Annotated in this window: 16 protein-coding genes and 2 pseudogenes; 11 read left to right on the forward strand and 7 right to left on the reverse strand. The window is 68.0% G+C overall.

The window, feature by feature from the left end; genetic code table 11:
- Positions 1-24 precede the first annotated feature (24 nt).
- Genes RCR19_RS01005 through RCR19_RS01015 form a run of 3 tightly spaced genes read left to right on the forward strand, consistent with a single transcriptional unit; the run spans position 25 to position 2,725 of the window.
- Positions 25-966 carry a zinc ABC transporter substrate-binding protein gene (locus RCR19_RS01005; RefSeq protein ID WP_331263265.1) on the forward strand — a complete coding sequence of 314 codons (942 nt, stop codon included), beginning with the start codon at positions 25-27 and terminating at the stop codon, positions 964-966.
- A gap of 11 nt (positions 967-977) precedes the next feature.
- Positions 978-1,844 (forward strand): metal ABC transporter ATP-binding protein, encoded by an 867-nt coding sequence (locus RCR19_RS01010; protein ID WP_331269308.1) that lies wholly within the window; start codon positions 978-980, stop codon positions 1,842-1,844.
- Positions 1,841-2,725: a metal ABC transporter permease gene (locus RCR19_RS01015; RefSeq protein ID WP_331263266.1), complete on the forward strand. Its 885-nt coding sequence runs from the start codon at positions 1,841-1,843 to the stop codon at positions 2,723-2,725. The genes RCR19_RS01010 and RCR19_RS01015 overlap by 4 nt, the downstream gene beginning before the upstream one ends.
- A 1-nt stretch (position 2,726) precedes the next feature.
- Here the strand turns inward: RCR19_RS01015 and RCR19_RS01020 are convergent, their stop codons facing one another.
- Positions 2,727-3,656: a WYL domain-containing protein gene (locus RCR19_RS01020; protein ID WP_331263267.1), complete on the reverse strand. Its 930-nt coding sequence runs from the start codon at positions 3,654-3,656 to the stop codon at positions 2,727-2,729.
- Positions 3,657-3,712: 56 nt separating this feature from the next.
- On the opposite strand from RCR19_RS01020, the gene RCR19_RS01025 reads away from it, so the two are divergent.
- The 3 genes from RCR19_RS01025 (at position 3,713) to RCR19_RS01035 (ending at position 6,517) form a co-directional block, all read left to right on the forward strand.
- Positions 3,713-4,180, forward strand: coding sequence for a hypothetical protein (locus RCR19_RS01025; RefSeq protein ID WP_331263268.1), 468 nt, complete (start codon positions 3,713-3,715; stop codon positions 4,178-4,180).
- Complete coding sequence (locus tag RCR19_RS01030) at positions 4,177-4,728, forward strand: NIPSNAP family protein (RefSeq protein WP_331263269.1); 552 nt, start codon at positions 4,177-4,179, stop codon at positions 4,726-4,728. The genes RCR19_RS01025 and RCR19_RS01030 overlap by 4 nt, the downstream gene beginning before the upstream one ends.
- Positions 4,729-5,647: 919 nt before the next feature.
- Positions 5,648-6,517, forward strand: a complete 870-nt coding sequence (locus RCR19_RS01035) for an endonuclease/exonuclease/phosphatase family protein (protein WP_331263270.1) — start codon at positions 5,648-5,650, stop codon at positions 6,515-6,517.
- 281 nt (positions 6,518-6,798) lie between these two features.
- Here RCR19_RS01035 and RCR19_RS01040 read toward each other — a convergent pair whose 3' ends face one another.
- Positions 6,799-7,380: an NAD(P)H-dependent oxidoreductase gene (locus RCR19_RS01040; RefSeq protein WP_331263271.1), complete on the reverse strand. Its 582-nt coding sequence runs from the start codon at positions 7,378-7,380 to the stop codon at positions 6,799-6,801.
- Positions 7,381-7,543: 163 nt separating this feature from the next.
- Positions 7,544-8,014 (reverse strand): nuclear transport factor 2 family protein, encoded by a 471-nt coding sequence (locus RCR19_RS01045; RefSeq protein ID WP_331263272.1) that lies wholly within the window; start codon positions 8,012-8,014, stop codon positions 7,544-7,546.
- Between the two features lie 229 nt (positions 8,015-8,243).
- Between RCR19_RS01045 and sigJ the strand changes: the two genes are divergently transcribed.
- The gene (gene sigJ / locus RCR19_RS01050) at positions 8,244-9,182 is read left to right on the forward strand and encodes an RNA polymerase sigma factor SigJ (protein WP_331263273.1); all 939 of its coding nucleotides are present in this window, start codon (positions 8,244-8,246) and stop codon (positions 9,180-9,182) included.
- Positions 9,183-9,379: 197 nt separating this feature from the next.
- Here sigJ and RCR19_RS01055 read toward each other — a convergent pair whose 3' ends face one another.
- Entirely contained in the window at positions 9,380-9,904 is a 525-nt protein-coding gene (locus tag RCR19_RS01055; protein ID WP_331263274.1) for an MFS transporter, read from the reverse strand.
- Positions 9,905-9,982: 78 nt separating this feature from the next.
- Complete coding sequence (locus RCR19_RS01060; RefSeq protein ID WP_331263275.1) at positions 9,983-11,140, reverse strand: transposase; 1,158 nt, start codon at positions 11,138-11,140, stop codon at positions 9,983-9,985.
- 204 nt (positions 11,141-11,344) lie between these two features.
- On the opposite strand from RCR19_RS01060, the gene RCR19_RS01065 reads away from it, so the two are divergent.
- Complete coding sequence (locus RCR19_RS01065) at positions 11,345-13,000, forward strand: IS1182 family transposase (protein ID WP_331263276.1); 1,656 nt, start codon at positions 11,345-11,347, stop codon at positions 12,998-13,000.
- Here RCR19_RS01065 and RCR19_RS01070 read toward each other — a convergent pair.
- Positions 12,975-13,976, reverse strand: a complete 1,002-nt coding sequence (locus RCR19_RS01070) for an MFS transporter (protein ID WP_331263277.1) — start codon at positions 13,974-13,976, stop codon at positions 12,975-12,977. The two genes, RCR19_RS01065 and RCR19_RS01070, sit on opposite strands and share 26 nt — an antisense overlap.
- 347 nt (positions 13,977-14,323) lie before the next feature.
- Here RCR19_RS01070 and RCR19_RS01075 point away from each other — a divergent pair.
- A pseudogene (locus RCR19_RS01075) lies at positions 14,324-14,508 on the forward strand (IS5/IS1182 family transposase); the annotation flags it as partial.
- 128 nt (positions 14,509-14,636) lie between these two features.
- On the opposite strand, the gene RCR19_RS01080 reads toward RCR19_RS01075, so the two are convergent.
- Positions 14,637-16,253: a metallophosphoesterase family protein gene (locus RCR19_RS01080; RefSeq protein WP_331263278.1), complete on the reverse strand. Its 1,617-nt coding sequence runs from the start codon at positions 16,251-16,253 to the stop codon at positions 14,637-14,639.
- Between the two features lie 487 nt (positions 16,254-16,740).
- Here RCR19_RS01080 and RCR19_RS01085 point away from each other — a divergent pair.
- Both RCR19_RS01085 and RCR19_RS01090 read left to right on the forward strand, forming a co-directional pair.
- A pseudogene (locus tag RCR19_RS01085) lies at positions 16,741-16,939 on the forward strand (transposase); the annotation flags it as partial.
- 291 nt (positions 16,940-17,230) lie between these two features.
- The gene (locus RCR19_RS01090) at positions 17,231-17,758 is read left to right on the forward strand and encodes an HIT family protein (protein WP_331263279.1); all 528 of its coding nucleotides are present in this window, start codon (positions 17,231-17,233) and stop codon (positions 17,756-17,758) included.
- Positions 17,759-17,837: the final 79 nt, after the last annotated feature.

The raw sequence follows: 17,837 nt of genomic DNA on the forward strand, positions 1-17,837 counted from the left end.
TGAGCAATCTGTCCTGGAGGAACCATGTCCGCGTCCCCGTCCCGTCGCGTGCCGGCCTTGATATCAGGTGGTGCCTGTCTGGCCCTTCTGGCAGGTTGCGGCAGCTCATCGGACTCCGGAGGCGACGGTAACGGCCAGACCCCCGTGTCCTCGTCCGCCGTCCCTGTGGTCGCCTCGACGAACGTATACGGCGACATCGTCAAGCGGATCGGCGGCGATCACGTCGAGGTCACTTCGATCATCAGCGATCCCAGCCAGGACCCGCATTCCTACGAGGCGAACACCCAGAACCAGTTGACCCTCTCCAAGGCCAAGGTCGTCATCGAGAACGGCGGTGGCTACGACGACTTCGTCGACAAGATGCTCAAGAGCGGCGGCAACACGAGTGCCGAGGTGATCAACGCCGTCAAGGTCTCCGGAAAGACCGCTCCCAAGGGCGGTGAGCTCAACGAACACGTCTGGTACGACTTCCCCACCGTCGCCAGGATCGCCGACCGCATCGCCGCCGCCCTGAGCAAGGCCGACCCCGCGGACGCCGCCTCCTTCACACAGAACGCCGAGACCTTCAAGACCGGGCTCCAGTCCCTGGAGGCGAAAGAAGCCCAGATCAAGAAGGAACACAGTGGTGAGTCGGTGGCGATCACCGAGCCCGTGCCGCTCTATGTGATCGAGGCGAGTGGGCTGGTCAACAAGACACCCGAGGAGTTCAGCGAGGCCATCGAGGAGGGCGACGACGTCTCCCCCAAGGTCCTGCAGGAGACACTGGGACTGTTCTCCGGCAAGGAGGTCCAGGCGCTGGTCTACAACGAGCAGACCTCCGGTCCCCAGACGGAGAGGACCGAGTCGGCGGCCAGGTCCGCCGGTGTCCCTGTGGTGCCCGTCACCGAAACGCTGCCCCAGGGCAAGGACTACCTGGGCTGGATGACCGCCAACGTCGACGCGCTCGCGAGCGCGCTGGACAAGTGAGCGCACCGGGCATGGTCTCCGTGCCCCGGGCCCGGCATGACGAAGGTGCGAACGACGCCGCGGTGATCAGTCTGCGCGGCGCGGCACTGTCCTACGGCGACCGCAGCGTGTGGAGCGGTCTCGAACTCGACGTGTACCCAGGCGACTTCGTGGCCGTGCTGGGCCCGAACGGGGCGGGTAAGACCAGCCTCGTCCGGGCCCTGCTGGGCCGGCAGCCACTGTCCGCCGGGACCCTGACCGTCCTCGGCCGCTCTCCCCGCGAGACCGGCCGCGAAATCGGCTACATCCCCCAGCAGGCCGCTGTGTCCGCGCACGCGATGCTACGAGCCCGTGACCTCGTCCGCTTCGGCATCGACGGCCCACGTTTCGGTCCCCGTCCGCGCACAGCCGCCGCCCGCCGCCAAGTGGACGAGATACTCGAGTCGGTGGGAGCGTCTTCGTACGCCGATGTCCCCCTCAGCCTGCTGTCCGGCGGCGAAAGACAACGCGTGCGCATCGCGCAGGCCCTGGCCACCGACCCGCAGCTCCTGCTCTGCGACGAACCGCTGCTCTCCCTCGACCTGCACCACCAGCGGGCCGTCACCCAACTCGTCGACGCCCGGCGGCGGTCCCATGGCACGGCGGTGGTCTTCGTGACCCACGAGATCAATCCGGTGCTCGGTCTGGTGGACCGGCTGTTGTACCTGGCCGACGGCGGCCACCGGGTCGGCACCCCCGAGCAGGTCCTGACCTCGGAGTCGCTCTCCACGCTGTACGGAACGCAGATCGATGTCGTCCGCACGCCCGGCCGGATCGTGGTCGTCGGAGCACCCGACGGGCCTGCCACCCCTGCCCATCACACCCACGCGACACGCGCCACCGACGGAGTTCGCCCATGACGATTGCCGACGGGATCTGGCACCAGATCTTCAGCTTCGACCACTACGGCGAACTGCTGACGCTGGTCCGCAACTCCCTCGTCGCCGGCGCCGCTCTCGGCCTGGTGGGCGGCCTGGCCGGGGTGTTCGTCATCATGCGCGACCTGCCCTTCGCCGTGCACGGCATCAGCGAACTCTCCTTCGCGGGTGCCTCGGCAGCCCTCCTGCTGGGGACGAACATCGTGGCCGGCTCGATCACCGGATCACTCCTCGCGGCCGGAGTGATCGGCATCCTGGGTACGCGGGCGCGGGACCGCAACTCGGTCATCGGCATCATCATGCCGTTCGGCCTGGGCCTGGGTGTGCTCTTCCTCGCCCTCTACAAGGGCCGGGCGGCCAACAAGTTCGGTCTGCTCACCGGCCAGATCGTCGCGGTCGACACACCGCAGATGGCCTGGTTGCTCAGCACCTCCGTCGTCGTGGTCATCGCACTCGCGGTCATATGGCGGCCTCTCGCCTTCGCCAGCGCCGATCCCGATGTCGCCGAGGCACGCGGAGTGCCGGTACGCGGCCTGTCGATCGCCTTCATGCTCGTACTCGGACTGGCGGTCGCCCTGTCCGTACAGGTCGTCGGCGCGCTGTTGGTCCTCTCACTCGTCACCACACCCGCCGCGGCCGCCGCCCGCGTCACCGCGTCACCGGTCCTGCTGCCCGCGCTCAGCGTGCTCTTCGCGATCGCCTCGATCGAGGGCGGCATCCTGCTCGCCCTCGGCAGCAGCATCCCCATCAGCCCTTATGTCACCACGATCTCGTTCACCATCTACGTCGTCTGTCGACTGACGGGCCGTTACGGCACCCGCGTACGCGGCGCCAGGAGGAGGTCGGTTGCACAACCCGCCTGAGTCAACCCTCGTAACGGGTGGCCAAGGTACGTACGGTCGTGGCGATCCGGTCGCGGAGTTCGGCCGGTGCCATGACCTCGACGTCGGCGCCCAGTCGCAGGAACTCTCCATGGGCGTGGTCGATCGACTCGATGGGCACCCGGGCATCCGTCCATCCGTCACTCGTGGGTGTCACACCGAGACGGCGAGCGCCCTCCGGGGAAAGCCTCACCAGGGCCTCCCCTGTGTGCAGGCGGGCCCGGAAGTCCGCCAGATAGCTGTCCCAGTACGCGACCAGGTCGAACTCGTCAGGGACAGCGAACCGCTCTTCCAGCGGCCCGATGTGGAGGATCTGGTCGACCCGGTAGGTGCGGATCCCGGACGATCCACCCGCGACCAAGTACCAACGGCCCGCCTTGAGTACGAGCCCGTACGGCTCCACCCTCCGCTCGATCTCCTCCGGCGCCCGCCAGCGCCGGTACCTCAGCACCGCCGCCCGCCGCGCCCACACCGCAGCGGCGACCGAGGCCAGATGAGGCGCATCGTCAGCGTCGCCGTACCAGCCGGGAGCGTCGAGCAGGAAACGCTCCTGGATCCGCCCGGCATCCTCGCGCAGTTCGGCCGGCAGGGCGGCCCGCAACTTCAGCTGTGCGGTGGCGAGCGCCTCGCCGAGGCCGAGTTCGGCGGCGGCACCGGGGAGTGCGGCAAGGAACGCCGCCTGTGCCTCGTCCGCGGTCAGTCCGGTCAGCCGGGTCCGGTACCCGTCCACCAGGCGGTAGCCACCCGCGTGTCCCGCAGCTCCGTACAGCGGGATACCGGCGGCACCGAGCGCCTCGACGTCCCGGTAGACCGTACGGACGGAGACCTCCAGTTCCTCGGCCAGCTGCTGGGCCGTCATCCGGCCCCGGTTCTGGAGCAGCAGAAGCAGGGTGACCAGTCGGCTCGCGCGCATGCCGCTCAGTATCTCCTGACACTGGATGGCAGTGGAGTGCCCATAGCTTGTCGCGCATGAACGACTTCGACTTCCTGCACGGCCTCTGGGACGTCTCCAACCGCCGTCTCACCTCACCGCTCGACACAGGCCCAGCCACCTGGACGGAGTTCCCCGGACACGCCGTAGTCCGGCCGCTGTTCGGAGGTGCCGGCAACATCGACGAGATCACCTTCCCCACGCTCGGCCGCCAGGGAGTCACGCTGCGTCTCTTCGACAGGAAGACGGAACGCTGGACGATCCACTGGGCCGACAGCAGAACAGGCCGACTGGATCCGCCGCTGGTCGGCGGCTTCGCCGACGACCGCGCTGACTTCCACGGCGAGGACACCTATGACGGCCGCCCGATCCGGGTCCACTTCACCTGGTATCGCCTCGGCACCGACACCGCCCGCTGGGAGGAGGAGTTCTCCGCCGACGACGGCCGCACCTGGGAACTCAACTGGACCATGAACCTCACCCGTACCGGGGACGCCGGCGCATGAGCATCGTCGAACTCCGGCAGTACACCCTGCACCCCGGGGCCCGGGAGACGCTGATCGAGCTGTTCGAGCGAGAGTTCGTGATCGGCCAACAGTCCGTCGGCATCACCGTCGGAGGCAGATTCCGCGATCTGGACGACCCGAACCGCTTCGTCTGGCTGCGCGCGTTCCCCGACATGACGCGCCGCCGGCGCTCGCTGGAGGCCTTCTACACCGGCCCGGTCTGGCGGGAGCACCGCGAGGCGGCAAACGCCACCATGATCGACAGCGACGACGTCCTGCTGCTGCGCGGCCCGGGCTTCACAGCGGAGCGGGGCACCCGTGAGGTGGTAGCGACCGTCTGCCATCCGTCCGACGCTGCCGCCTTCGACGCGTACGCCGCCCGGCACCTCGGCCCAGGCCATGCACTGCACCGCACCGAGCACGCCGAGAACAACTACCCCCTCCTGCCCGTACGTACCGGTGAGGACGTCAGGGTCTGGTTCGGCCGGGGGCAACCACCGCCCTGCCCGACACGGCGGCTGCGGCTCGAACCAGTCACGAACCACTGACCGTTATGCATGTGATGTGCCCGAAGCCCTGGCGGGTTACGGCCGGTGGCATCGGGTGCTTCCAAGTCCGGCCGATGCAGCAGCATCGGCCGGCACTCGTTTCGGCTGAGGCGGGCGGCGCTACGCGAGCCAGAGCGAGCTACGCCGATGACGCGTCGGCGGGATGTCCACCATGTCAGCCGCATCGAGGGCGAGTTCGCCGACGATGGAATGTACCAGCTTGAGAAGACTCTCTACTTGGGCTCGCAGTCGCTGTCGTGACCGGCGTTCTTCCGCCGCAGACCACTGGGCGACGGAGCGGTCGCGCTGGTGTCGAGGGAACGAGTACACATTCACCGTGCGGCGGACCGTGCTCGGTTGGGGCCTTCTGGACTCTCGTGTCGCCTCGGTGAAGGTGCGTGCGCTGTACCTGAGGTCGTAGAGAACCACGGAACGCCAAGGGCTCCCTGACGCGCGGCCGTCCGCGCTCCGGCCGTACGAAGGGGGAAGGTGGTGGGCGGTGCGTGTCACGGAACTCCGTTCGCAGCGACCGCCAGGTATCTCCTGGCGGGCTACCTGAAGCCCGTCGCCCCTGTCGAACATGCGATTTCCATGCGCACAACCCTATCTCGCCGCGTCCCTGTGCACGCAGGTTGCCTGTCTTCCGGACCTGGTCCCGTTATGTCCTGTGGCGGCACGTTGCCCGATTGCTGCCGCCCCAAAGAAGCTCTCGAAACCGAATCGGCACGGGAGTCGTCCTAGGCAACAGATCAAGCAGGTCGGAAACCAAGTGGAGGAGAAGTCAGTAGTGGCCCCGTGGACCCGACGCCGAACCGGACCATCGGCCACGAGCGGGACTCCGGAAAGGGCCCCGCGAGGTCGGTGGACCTGGACACGAGGACGGGTATCTGCCGGCTTTGCGGTGCTGACGGCCGCACTCATGGCCTTCCACGCGGCTGTGCCCAACTCCGCGGGGCACGTGGGGAGTCTGCTGGAAGCCTTCCTTCCCTGGTGCGGCCTGGTGATCGTGGTCCTGCTCGCCCTGGCCCTGCTGCGACGTTCGGTGACCGCACTGGTGGCGCTGCTCCTGCCGATGGCCGTCTGGGCGCACCTGTTCGGCAGGCTTCTCCTGCCCGGCACGGAGCCCGGCCCGCACGACCTGGTCGTAGTGCAGCACAACGTCAGCGACGAGAACACCGACCCGGTCGGCACAGCCCGCACTCTGGCTGCTGCCGAGCCCGATCTCATCGCCTTGGAGGAGCTGGTGCCCCCGGCACTGGCGGAGTACGCGAGGACCCTGGCCCCGAACTACCCGCACCACGTCGTCCAGGGCACCGTCGGACTCTGGTCGAAACATCCGCTGACCGGCACCCGGCCGGTGGACATCAAACCCCGCGGGATAACGGAGCCGTGGAGTCGCGGGCTGCGCACCACGGTCCACACCCAGCGCGGCGCAATCGCGGTGTATGTGGCACATCTGCCTTCGGTCCGCGTCCGGGCAAGCGGCCTCGCGTCCTCCTGGCGAGACGAGAGCGCCGGTCTGCTCGGCAAGGCCGTCGCCGCCGAGCAGCTCAAAACGGTTCTCCTGCTCGGCGACCTCAACGGCACCGTCGACGACCGCGGGCTGGCCCCGTTGACGTCACGGATGAACACAGCGGAACGGGGATTCGCCTTCAGCTTCCCCGCGGCCTTCCCGATGGCCCGCATCGACCAGGTCATGGCCCGCTCAGCCACCGTCCGCCAGATCCGCACTCTGTCGTCCACCGGCAGCGATCATCTGCCGGTCACTGCCCGGATAACGCTGGCGTGAAGCAGTGATTTCGACGACAGGGTGAACTCTCCGAACAGGCTGTGCACAGGTCGTCCTCGGCCCTCGGAGTGGTTCCCCGGCCGGCCCGCGGACACGGTGGACGCTCAGCCGTGCGTTCCCCTCGCACGGCTGACCAACCCTCGGTCCGGGCCGGGATCATCCCCTCTCCCGGTCCTGGCTCGCCCCGACCCCGCTCCCCCACCGTCACGAGTCACGGAACGCCCCATCTCCCCGCCACCAAGCGCCAGGGCGAAGCGCATGCTGACAGTGTGCGCCGCCACTCAGACAACGGCCTGGGCGGCAGCGCGCAGTGGCGCGAGCGCGGTGCTCCAGGCGAGCAACTCGTCGACGAGCTGGTACACCTCCGAAGTGTGCAGGTCCTGCGGCTTGAACTGCGTGTTCTGCACGAAGTCGTCACGCAGCGTCAGCGCCAGTTGCGGTCCGATGTCCGCCATCCGCAGCCGTCCTGCCTGCCCCCGCAGCTCCTGGACCGCCATCACGGCACCGAAGATCCCGTAGCCGACGTATGCCACCGCCTTGTGCGTCCACTCCCGGTAGAGATAGTCGATGGCGTTCTGCAGGGATGCGGGAGCGCCGCCGTTGTACTCGGGCGTGACGAAGATGTACGCGTCGTACGAGGCGGCCCGCTCCGCCCAGCGTCGGGTGTGCGGATTGCTGCCGGGCACCACGAGGGCGGGGACCGGTTCGTCCAGCAGCGGAAGTTCGAACTCCTTCAGGTCGAGCAGTTCGAACACGGCGGCTTCCCCAGCGTGCTGTGTGGCGAGCTCCTGCAACCACGCGGCCACCTGTTCGCCGTTGCGACCCGGGCGAGTGCTGCCGATGATGATGCCGATCCTTGTCATCGCTGATTCTCCTGCTCTGCTTGCGGTGTGATCCGGTCACGTGATTTCCGGTCGGTGCGGTGAGACGGTGCCGTGTGCCGCCGCCCGGCGACTCCGGTTCGCGGCGCTGTGGGCGGCCAGGAAGCCTGGACCGCTGCGGGTGTGGTCACCGTCGCGCTCATGCTCAAGACGCGTCTCCGGCAGGCGAGTCGACGGGCATCTCGGGTGCCGAGCCCGCCAACGGACTCCGGTCGCGGTACCTGACCTCGTAGACGCGCTCGGTGAACTTCCAGCCGGCGGATGTGCGCTGGTAACGGTCGTGGTAGATGGCGTAGTTGATCTCCGACCTGCCGTCCCGGCCCCGTCCCAGCTCCTGCATGTAGGAGCGGCCGGACGCCGAGTCGCCGTCCAGCCGGATCACGCCCGGATGGGTGGTCTGCACGAGGAATTCCACAAAGGCCGGTACGCGCTCGCCCCAGGCGCGGATCGCGGCCTGCCCAGTGAGTTCGACGGGGATGTCGGGCATCCTCAACTCCCCGTCGGGCGCGAAGAGCGACGCCACGTGGTCGTAGTCGCGCATCATCACCGCATCCGTGAACTCGCCGCGCAGTGCCTCGATCTCGACACGGTCTGCGATCACCCGAAAGTCGGTCATCATTTCCTCCATGTCACAACACGAGCTCGGAAAGCCTCAGTTAATCGAGGCGGCGTCAACCGCCGACCCCGACTTCACCGGGCTTCCCTGCTCGCGGAAGCGTGTTCGTCTCAGCAGTCCGACGAAGCACTCCCGCGGATTGTGAGGCGGCGTACCGGCCTCACAATCCGGTCCGCTGTCTCGTCGGAGGTTCAGAGGGCACTGGGCGACCGAGGGAGCTGACGGCACCATGAGCACCGCATCCGCGCCGGGACACGGCACGTCCGAGCCGGACCTGAGCGTGATCATGAGCGAGCGGCGTCAACTGATCAATCTCGCCTACCGGCTCCTCGGATCCCTGACAGACGCCGAGGACGTCGTACAGGAGACCTACGCCCGGTGGTACGCCATGTCCGCGGACCGACAGCAGTCCATCGGCTCTCCCGGTGGCTGGCTGACCAGGGTCGCCGGTCGCATCTGTCTCGACCTGCTCGGCTCGGCACGGGTCCGGCGTGAGCGGTACGTGGGCGAATGGATCCCCGAACCGCTGCCCGAACGCTCGGAGTGGATCAGCGTCCGGGCGGGCGTCTCCTCGGCCGACCCGGCCGACCGGGTGACCCTCGACGAGTCGGTCAGTATGGCTTTCCTCGTCGTTCTCGAATCGATGACGCCGGCCGAACGGGTCGCATTCATCCTGCACGATGTCTTTCGCTACCCCTTCTCCGACGTGGCCGAGATCGTCGGCCGCACACCGGCGGCGTGCCGCCAGCTGGCGTCCTCGGCCCGCCGCCGGATACACGCCTCGTCGCAGGCTCCCGCGCCCTCCACGGCCCGCCAGGCGGATGTCGTCAAGGCCTTCAAACAAGCCTGGGAGGCCAAGGACATCGACGCTCTTGTCGGCCTCCTCGACCCCGACGCCACGGCGATCGCCGACGGCGGCGGCCTCGCCAACGCCGCGCTGCACCCCATCACGGGCGGCGAGCGGATCGCCCGCGCCTGGGTAGAGATCGCCGAACGGGTCCCCGACCTGACACACCTGGAACGCACGGTCAACGGTCAGCCCGGTCTGGTGGCTCAGGAAGACGGTGTCACCGTGACGGTGTACGCATTCGAGATCAAGGGCGACCGGATCAAGCACATCTGGGCGGTACGCAACCCGGAGAAGTTGCGGCTCTTCACGGGCAGTTGATGCGTCCCCGGCCGCCTGCCGCAAGTCCGTGCCACTGGCCGCCCTCAGGCCGGCGACGTGCGCACCGCGACCTCAGAACGCATGTGTCGGCCCGGACAGCCCTTCCACGCCCGGCCGAGGGCTGCAGCTGTTCCAGCTGGGGCGGTCGACCCTGTCCGTGCAGTGGCCCGCTCGGTGACGCCTCGGGCGCGCCGGACTCAAGTCGCGGCACTTCGCTGGGACTTCGCAGGCACACACCGCCAGGCAAGGCCTGCGGCGGTCAGGTAGGCGAGCGCGCCGATGGTCATGCTGCTGCGCAGCCCGGCGTTGTAGTCGGTGGCCGAGGCAAGCAGGCTGCCGCCGAGTGCTACGCCGGTGGCGCTGCCGATCTGACGGGTGGTGTTGAACAGGGCTGAGGCGGCCCCTGAGTACGCCTGGGGCGCGGCTCCCATCACGGTGGCGGTGGACCCGGTCAGGGCGAAGGAGGTACCGAATCCCGCGGCCATCATCGGAACCACCAGTAGTGGATATGCGGGGTCGGCGCCGGCCGCGGCCCAGCCGGCCAGCCCCAGTGCGGCGAGGAGCATGCCGGAGATCACCAGCGGACGATCACCGGTGCGGCTGGACAACCGTCCGGACAGGACGGAGGCGAACATGGTCATCGCGACCGCCGGGAACATTGCCCGCCCGGTACCGAGAGCGGTGAAGCCGCGCTGGTGCTGGAACTCCAGGCTGGCGGTCAACTACCCGGTCCTGACGGACCGGGTTTGCAGGCAGAGCACGGCCAAGCCGTGCTGTGGTCCCCTGCATCCGGTATGGCGCTAGGCCGTACTGGGGCGGTTGACTGCGCCCCGCTGCCACACAGCATCGGCCCGGTGGGCGATGTTGCGGGAGCCGTTGTGGTCCGCATGCAGTACCACTCCGCAGGAGCGGCAGACGAACCTGGCTTGGCCGATCCGGTTGGACCGGTGGGTGTGCCAGCACTCGGAGCACTGGCGGGAGGTATTCCTCGGGTCCACGTGGACTACGGGGACACCTGCCCGCCTGGCCTTGTACTCGACGAACGCGCCGAGCTGGGCGAAAGCCCAGGAGTGCAGTCGTGCCCGCTGGTCTTTCCTGGCCGTAACCCTCTGCCGGATACCGGACAGGTCTTCCAATCCGATGCCCCGCAAGGTGCGTTCAGCGGTGTGCACGAGCTTCTTGGCGATGATGTGGTTGCGCTGGGTGGCGTACCTGGATTCCCGCCGCCGGATGCTCTTCAACCGGCGTGTGGCAGATTTTGTCCGCTTCTTCTGCAATGTGGTCCGCAGGTCGCGTTGCCGCTTGCGGTAGCGGTTGACCTGGCGGCCGGACATGATCCGGCCGTCCGAGGTGGTAGCGATGTTGACGATGCCGAGGTCCACACCGAGGAACCCGGTGGGCTCGTACGGTGCCGCTTCGGGCACGTCGACAGTGGCGGTCAGGAAGAACATGCCGTCCCGCATCACCAGGTCCGACTCGCCCTTGCGGGAGGCGAGAAGTTTCATCGCCTCCGGCGAGCAGACGAACGCCATGCCCTTCAACCGGCCCGCCACCGTCCAGATGCTGACTGTCCGCTCGTCAAGGTTCCAGGTCAGCATGCGGTCGTCGTACGGCTGGGCCGCGCCCTCACGGAACCGGACCGGCCTGCTCTCGGCCCGCATCCGGCGCCTGCCGCCTTCCGGCCCAAGGTTCCCCGCCTTCAAGTTCGCTTTGAGGGTGGCATAGGCGTCACACACCTTCTTGATGGTGCGCACAGCCGCCTGTGCTCCGAGGTCGAAGTCGGCCTTGATCCGGTGGTACACAGCCTCCTGCAGCCCGTTGCGCCGTTTCAGATCACGGTCGAACGCCACCTCGGAGGCGGCATTCGCGGCCCCGTTGCAGGCACGCAGGGTCGCTGCCAGTGCGTCCGCGTCATGAGCAGACCCAGGCAGAAGCTTCACCTGCGCGACAATCTTCACACAAAACACCCTAATACGATAGCTGACAGGTAATCAACTCGTCGTCCGAGCACGGCTAAGAACACTCCACCGCCGCGCGGCTCCACACCGAGGAAGCCACTCCTCCCGGGACTGCAGGACTCCGTTGGGAAATCCGTAAACCGGTGATGATGGGGGTGTCCGGCTGCCATGATCGGCCTGTTTGCCGATCGAGGGTGGGGTTGGATGTCGCTGGAGCCGCGGGTTGATCGCGGAGTGCCGGAGCTGACTGCGCGGGGGGTACGGGCTTCGTTCCCGAAGGGGACACTTGCGGTCCGTGTTCGTGAGGCGCTCGGTCCGCTGTTCGAGAACGAGTCGATTGCCGAGGCGTTCCCCGGACGGGGGCGGCCGGCGGTCTCGCCCGGGGCATTGGCGCTGGTGTCAGTGCTGCAGTACGCCGAAGGGCTCACCGACCGGCAGGCCGCTGACCAGGTCCGGGCCCGTATGGACTGGAAGTTCCTCCTCGGTCTTGAGCTGGACGACCCGGGGTTTGACTTCTCCGTTCTTTGCGACTTCCGTGCCCGGTTGATCGAGCACGGCCTGGAGGAGAAGGTCCTGGACCTCGTCCTTGAGCGAATCTCCGGGGTCGGGCTGCTGCGCGCGGGGGGACGTCAGCGGACCGACTCCACCCACGTGCTCGCGGCGGTGCGGACGGTGAACCGGATGGAGTTCGTGGGCGAGACCCTGCACTCTCCTCTGGAGGCCCTGTCAGTGGCGGCCCCGCAGTGGCTGTCCGCGCTGGTCACCGCGGGATGGGTCAGACGATACGGTGCCCGGATCGATTCCTGGCGCTTCCCCAAAGGGGAGAACGTGCGCCAGGAGTGGGCCGCGCAGGTAGGCCGTGACGGCTTCACGATTCTTGAGGCCGCTTTCGCTCCCGGCTCGCCGGGCTGGTTGCGGGAGATCCCCGCTGTCCAGGTCCTGCGGCGGGCCTGGGTGGAGCAGTACCACCGCGATGGCGAGGGGGTGCATTTGCGGGAGGGCAAGGACCTCCCGCCGGGCAGATGCCGGCTCTCCTCGCCCTATGACTGCGACGCCCGCTACGGCGTGAAGCGGGGCTCAGGCTGGTGCGGTTACAAGGCCCACCTGTCTGAGACCTGCGAGTCGGACGCCCCGCACCTGATCACCCAGGTGATCACCACGGACGCGAAGGTCGTCGACACCGAAGTCACCGAGACCGTCCATCAGGGCCTGGCCGCACGGGAGTTACTGCCTGCCGAGCACGACGTCGACGCCGGCTATGTCCTGGCCGCGCACATCGTCACCGCCCGCAACGAGTACGGAATCGAGTTGGTGGGGCCGGTCGGACTGGACACCTGCCACGAGAACCACGAAGGCGAGCACTTCACGCAGAGCGCCTTCACCGTCGACTGGCAGGCCCGTAAGGTCACCTGCCCCGAGGGTAAGATCAGCGCCAGCTGGCCCGACCAGCGAAAGAGCAGCGGAACCCCCGTCGCGCGAGTGCACTTCACCGCCCGGGACTGCGGCAGTTGCCCCGTGCGCGAGAAGTCCACCAAGGCGGCGAACGGCAAAGGGGGCCGCAGTCTGACCCTGCTTCCCCAAGACCAGCAGGAGGCGCTGGAAGCGCGGCGCCATGAGCAGCTGACCGACGAGTGGCAGCAGCGTTACAACATCCGCGCCGGCGTGGAGGGCACGATCTCCCAGGCGGTCCGGCGCACCCGCATCCGCCGCACCCGCTTCACCGGCCTGCCCAAGACCCACCTCGGCCACGTCTTCGCCGCCACCGCCATCAACATCATCCGACTCGACGCCTGGTTCACCCAAACCCCACTCGGCCAGACCCGGACCTCACATCTCACCCGACTTGACCTTGCCGCATAGGGCCCCACACCCGGTTCACGGATTTCCCAACGGAGTCCTGAAACCCCGGGCTTACTGACAAGAGACAGGTGAAAACCATGCCGTAGAAGCCGAAATTGAACAGCAGGCCGATGACGGCTCCACCGCTCAGCGCACGCGAGCGCAGCAGGGTCGGCGGGAGTGCCGGCGATCGGGCCAGCCTCTCGCGTACGGCGAACGCCGCGGCGGCCAGCACGGCCAGACCCGCTCCGGCGAGTACGACCGGATCGGACCAGCCCCGCCGCCCGGCCTCGTTGAGCGCCGCGGTCAGCAGGGCCACCGCCGTGACGACCGCACACTGCGCCGGCCAGTCCGGGGTCCTGGCGTAGCAGCGGGGCGAGCGAGCCACATGCCGCAGCGTCAGCGCCAGGCAGGCCACACCGACAGGCAGATTGATGAGGAACACCCAGCGCCAACCCACCGTGGAGACCAGAAGCCCGCCCAGCAGCGGACCGGCGGAGGCCGCGATGCCCGCCATGGCTCCCCACAGGCCGAAGGCCCTCGAGCGTGCGGCCGGCGACGGGTATGCCTGCTGCAGCAGGGCCAGGGAGCCGGGCACGATGAGCGCCGCGCCCAGCCCCTCCACCAGGCGGGCCACCACCAGGAAGGGTGGGTTCGGTGCAAGCGCGCATGCGGCCGAGGACACGGTGAACACCGCCACGCCCGCACAGAAGATCCGGCGGTTGCCGAGCCGGTCGCCCAGCGCACCACCGGTCAGCAGGAAACCGGCGAAGACCAGGGTGTATCCGTCGGTGATCCACTGGATGCCGGTGAGCGATGCGGCCAGTTCGCGGCCGATCACGGGTACGGCGACATTGATGACCGTCACATCCAGGATCACCATGAAGTATCCGGCGCACACCGCCAGCAGCGGTGCCCAGGAACGTCGCTCGGAGCGTGGCGCCGGCTCGGGAGAGGACGGGGAATCACTGCTTCCGGCCGACTCCGCGAACGCCACTGCGCCAACTCCATCCGTCCACGCAGGGTCTGCACCAGCACGCGCAACACCGGATATATACCGCAGGTTGCAGGAACTCGGCTGCTCGACTCGCCTCCGCCGCGGAAGTGGGTCCGAGCGGGTGCGGCAACCGGTCACGCAGCTTGCGGGAGCCACCGACCCGGCTCACCACCCTGTCACCGGCGGCCTTACTTGCCATCTCATTCGGCTCGTTCGACCGCCTCTGGGTGTGGAGATCGTTGAGCGGCTCGTGCCGGACGAGTTGTGGGAGTTGCTCCATCGGGTGGTGCCGGAGGCGGCGACCCGTCGACAAGGGCTACGACCACGACCACCTGGTCCGATGGTTACGCGCCCGCGGCATCACGCCTCCCATCGCTCGCAAGGGCGAAGAGTCCAGCCGACGCCTGGGACCCGCCGCTGACCATCGAACGCACCATGGCCCGGCTCGGCGGACGCCGGCGTCTGCACACCGTCGCTACGAGCGCAGAGCCGGCCACTTCTGGCCTTCACCAGCATCGCCTGCAGCCTCATCTGCTACCGCGGGCTCGCCACGACAGCCGTCAGTTGTGATTCGCCACGGGCTCCTGGCCGGCCACGCCTGGGGCCGGGACGTCGTCCCGGCCCCAGGCGTTGACGACTACTGCTGCTGGACGCGGTGGATCAGTGGTGGCCGTGGCCGCCGTCGCTACGACGGCGCTGGAGCGTGAACTTCTCGAAGACCGACAGCTCACCTGTGGGCGTGATGATGTTGTAGTAGGTGACATGGATGCGGGTCATGTCACCGGGGCGACGGCCTGGGTCGACGTTGAACTCGGCGAAGCCGTACGGATGCTCCGCGTCGCGGACGCCGATCCAGACCGCGGTCTCCTGCTCCTTGACCGAGTTGAACTTGCCGACGTGCTCCGTCTGGACGTATGCCGAGTGGTGCCCGTGACCGTCGGCGTCGTCGGTGGTGAAGCTGTTGTTGGTGATGCCGGACACGCCGCCACCGCCGAGGATCATGTGCGTGGTGCCGTGTTCGCTCTCGATCACGTCGAGTGCGGTCTGGCTCGGGTTGGGCGTGAGGGTGACGCTGCCGGGGACGACGCCGCGCACCGCCAACGAGCGCTCGTAGTCGTGCTCGTGGCCGCAGACCACCAGGTCGACGCCGTACTTGTCGAACAGCGGGCCGTACGCCTCGCGCAGCGCGAGGTCGGCGCCGTTCGCGGCGGTCGCCGAGCTGATCATCACCTGGTGCATGCAGATGACGATCCAGTCGATGTCCTTCGACGCCCGTGCCGACTTGAGCTCCTTCTCCAGCCAGGCGAGCTGCCGACCGCCGGAGTAGCCCTTGATGTAGATGTCGCCGCCCTCCTGCAGGGCGATCTCGTCGTTCTGCAGGGTGATCACCTTCACCGAGCCGACGGTGAAGGAGTACCAGAGGTTGTCGAGTTCGGGCTGGGTCTCGGTCGAGGGCAGCTCGAAGTAGGTCTGGTACGCGTCGAGACCGAGCTTGCCGTTGCCGAGCTCGATCTCGTGGTTGCCGGCTGCCGGCATCCACGGACGGAATCGCGCCGAGCGGCTGTTGTTGGTGAGGAAGTCGCGCCAGACGCGGACGCGGTCGGGCCCGGTGTTGGCGTAGCAAAGGTCACCGTTGAGGAGGTGGAACAGCGGGCCGACCTTCTCGATACCGGTGACGATGTCGGCTGCGGCGGGTGTGGCGTTGGGCTCGAAGTCCCGGCCCGAGGCGTCGGCCGGGTTCGCTCCCGTCTTCCACGTCACGCTGGGCGCACCCTGGTCGCCGAAGCTGGTGAAGGTGAACGGAGCTCGGCCGGACGGGGCCGTGTGGAAGGTTCCGGCGTCGGGGGTGGCGCCGTCGTGCTGGGCCGCGTACAGGTAGTCGGTGTCGGCCTTGAGCTTGCTGATCAGCGCGTGATGGACCCAGACGGTGCGCCCGGAGGTGCCGTCCACGTAGGTCTTGGTCTTCGCGTGCGCTGTGGAACCGAAGCCGCCGCTCAGCGTGCCGTAGACGACGCGCGGATTCTTGACGGCCGCGTCGGTGACCCACGAGACGACCATCTGGCTGCGCGGGTCGGCGCCGAAGGTCAGGTGCAGGCCCTGGACGGGGGTGGTGGGCGAGCCGGTGGTGAGACCGGTGACCTCCGACGTCGCCGGCATCGCCTCGGCGGTTCCGGCGCCGAGGACCAGCGGCCCGGCGGCGGCGCCGGACACTGTCGCGCCGAACAGGCCGAGCGCGTTGCGACGAGAGATTCTGGTCTGCTTGGGTTCTTCGGACATTCCAGGGGCCTTTCGCATCGTCGGGTGCACTCGCACACCGACCGGACAGCAGCGCTCCGAACCTGACAGCGGGCTGCGGCAGGCCAGCGGTGCGCGCACTCACGGACGCTAGAAAGCACGGTCGACCGGAGCGGTGAGACAGTTATGAACACCAGATGGCGGTCACCGCAACGGACGGCAATTCCCGGCGGCCTGGCCCTGTCTTGACTAATGCCTCGGAGCGGTTGGGGTGTTCGGGCGCGCTCCCGTCAATCGTGATGAGGTCGATGCCGCGGGGCGCGCGCGCCGTCTCGTCGGCACAGGGTCTCCGCGACGGTTCGATGTCCGGGTGCGGGACGTCACGTCGGATGGCCGCGTAAAGCTCAACCCGCGCTCGCTGCGGCGGCATCGGTACGAAAGATCAAGCGAGGCCGGGCGCGAGTGCCGGCAACTGTTGCGCGACCACGACCTGCAGTCCCTCTCCAGGCGCAGCCGGCTGCGCAAGGGAGGCATGCCGCACCGCATCGTCCGCAAGGCTCGAATCCTCCACCCGGCTCGGCCGGCACCGCTGGACGATCGAGCGCACGATGTCCCGGCTGAGCGGCTGCCGCAGCCTTGACCGCCGCTACGAACGCAAGGCCGAGCATTTCCTGACCTTCACCGCTGTCGCCTGCAGCCTCATCTGCTATCGCAGACTGACCAAATGAGACGACGTGTCCTTCGAAGTCTTCCTGCCGCCCGGGCGTTGCACCGGAACAGGACGGCGTAAGTCAGAAACAGAGCATGGACGACCGGGTGATACGAACACTGATCCGAGCGCCATGCGCACGTCCCGAACCCTGGGCATCCACCGAAAGGAGCCCAAGCCACCGGCTTGGAGGATCGTGTGCTGATCCAGGGGAGGTTGCCTCCGCCGTTGGACGGCTCGTCCCCCTGCGAGGCGGGTTCGATCTGTTCCGGCAGACTGAGGAACCCCGCCTCGAGGAGTACAGGTGTCGATGAACCGGCAGGCTATGGATCTTGAGGCATATGCGGACCGCGCGCGACGCGGCCCGTGTTTTGTCTGCGCGTTCTTGGCCGGACATCCGGACTACGCGCACGAGACGGTCTTCGAGGACGATCATCATGTCGCGTTCCTCGACAGGTGGCCGACGGTGCCGGGGAAGGTCCTCGTCGCGCCCAAAACGCACATCGAGCACGTCGTCCGCGACATGGACGAAGCAGCCTACGCCAGGCTCATGCTGGTCGTGCGGGAGGTCGCCCTCGCCGTCGAGGCCGTATGCGAATCTGAGCGGACATACCTCTACTCCCTCGGCAGCCAGCAGGGCAACGCGCACCTGCATTGGCACATCGCCGGCCTGCCGTCCGGTGTCCCCTATCAGCAACAGCAGTTCCACGCCCTGATGACCGAGCACGGCGTACTGTCCGTGGCACAGAAGGAGGCAGCCGCTATGGCTGCACGCCTTCGCGACGCCGTTGCCTCCCGGGGAATCCTGCGCAGGCAGGACACGACTCGCGGTACGTGATCCTGCTCGTTGAAGACAGGTCCGACCACCAGCCGCCGTATCCCGCGAAGGGGTTCGACCCGGGCGAACCTGCCCGCGA

The sequence above is a fragment of the Streptomyces sp. WAC07094 genome (assembly GCF_036320405.1).
Lineage (GTDB): Bacteria > Actinomycetota > Actinomycetes > Streptomycetales > Streptomycetaceae > Streptomyces > Streptomyces lannensis.

Coding starts and splice junctions, on each gene's coding strand:
- RCR19_RS01005 (WP_331263265.1), top strand. CDS start 25: ATGTCCGCGTCCCCGTCCCGTCGCGTGCCGGCCTTGATATCAGGTGGT.
- RCR19_RS01010 (WP_331269308.1), top strand. CDS start 978: ATGGTCTCCGTGCCCCGGGCCCGGCATGACGAAGGTGCGAACGACGCC.
- RCR19_RS01015 (WP_331263266.1), top strand. CDS start 1,841: ATGACGATTGCCGACGGGATCTGGCACCAGATCTTCAGCTTCGACCAC.
- RCR19_RS01020 (WP_331263267.1), bottom strand. CDS start 3,656: ATGCGCGCGAGCCGACTGGTCACCCTGCTTCTGCTGCTCCAGAACCGG.
- RCR19_RS01025 (WP_331263268.1), top strand. CDS start 3,713: ATGAACGACTTCGACTTCCTGCACGGCCTCTGGGACGTCTCCAACCGC.
- RCR19_RS01030 (WP_331263269.1), top strand. CDS start 4,177: ATGAGCATCGTCGAACTCCGGCAGTACACCCTGCACCCCGGGGCCCGG.
- RCR19_RS01035 (WP_331263270.1), top strand. CDS start 5,648: ATGGCCTTCCACGCGGCTGTGCCCAACTCCGCGGGGCACGTGGGGAGT.
- RCR19_RS01040 (WP_331263271.1), bottom strand. CDS start 7,380: ATGACAAGGATCGGCATCATCATCGGCAGCACTCGCCCGGGTCGCAAC.
- RCR19_RS01045 (WP_331263272.1), bottom strand. CDS start 8,014: ATGACCGACTTTCGGGTGATCGCAGACCGTGTCGAGATCGAGGCACTG.
- sigJ (WP_331263273.1), top strand. CDS start 8,244: ATGAGCACCGCATCCGCGCCGGGACACGGCACGTCCGAGCCGGACCTG.
- RCR19_RS01065 (WP_331263276.1), top strand. CDS start 11,345: ATGTCGCTGGAGCCGCGGGTTGATCGCGGAGTGCCGGAGCTGACTGCG.
- RCR19_RS01080 (WP_331263278.1), bottom strand. CDS start 16,253: ATGTCCGAAGAACCCAAGCAGACCAGAATCTCTCGTCGCAACGCGCTC.
- RCR19_RS01090 (WP_331263279.1), top strand. CDS start 17,231: ATGAACCGGCAGGCTATGGATCTTGAGGCATATGCGGACCGCGCGCGA.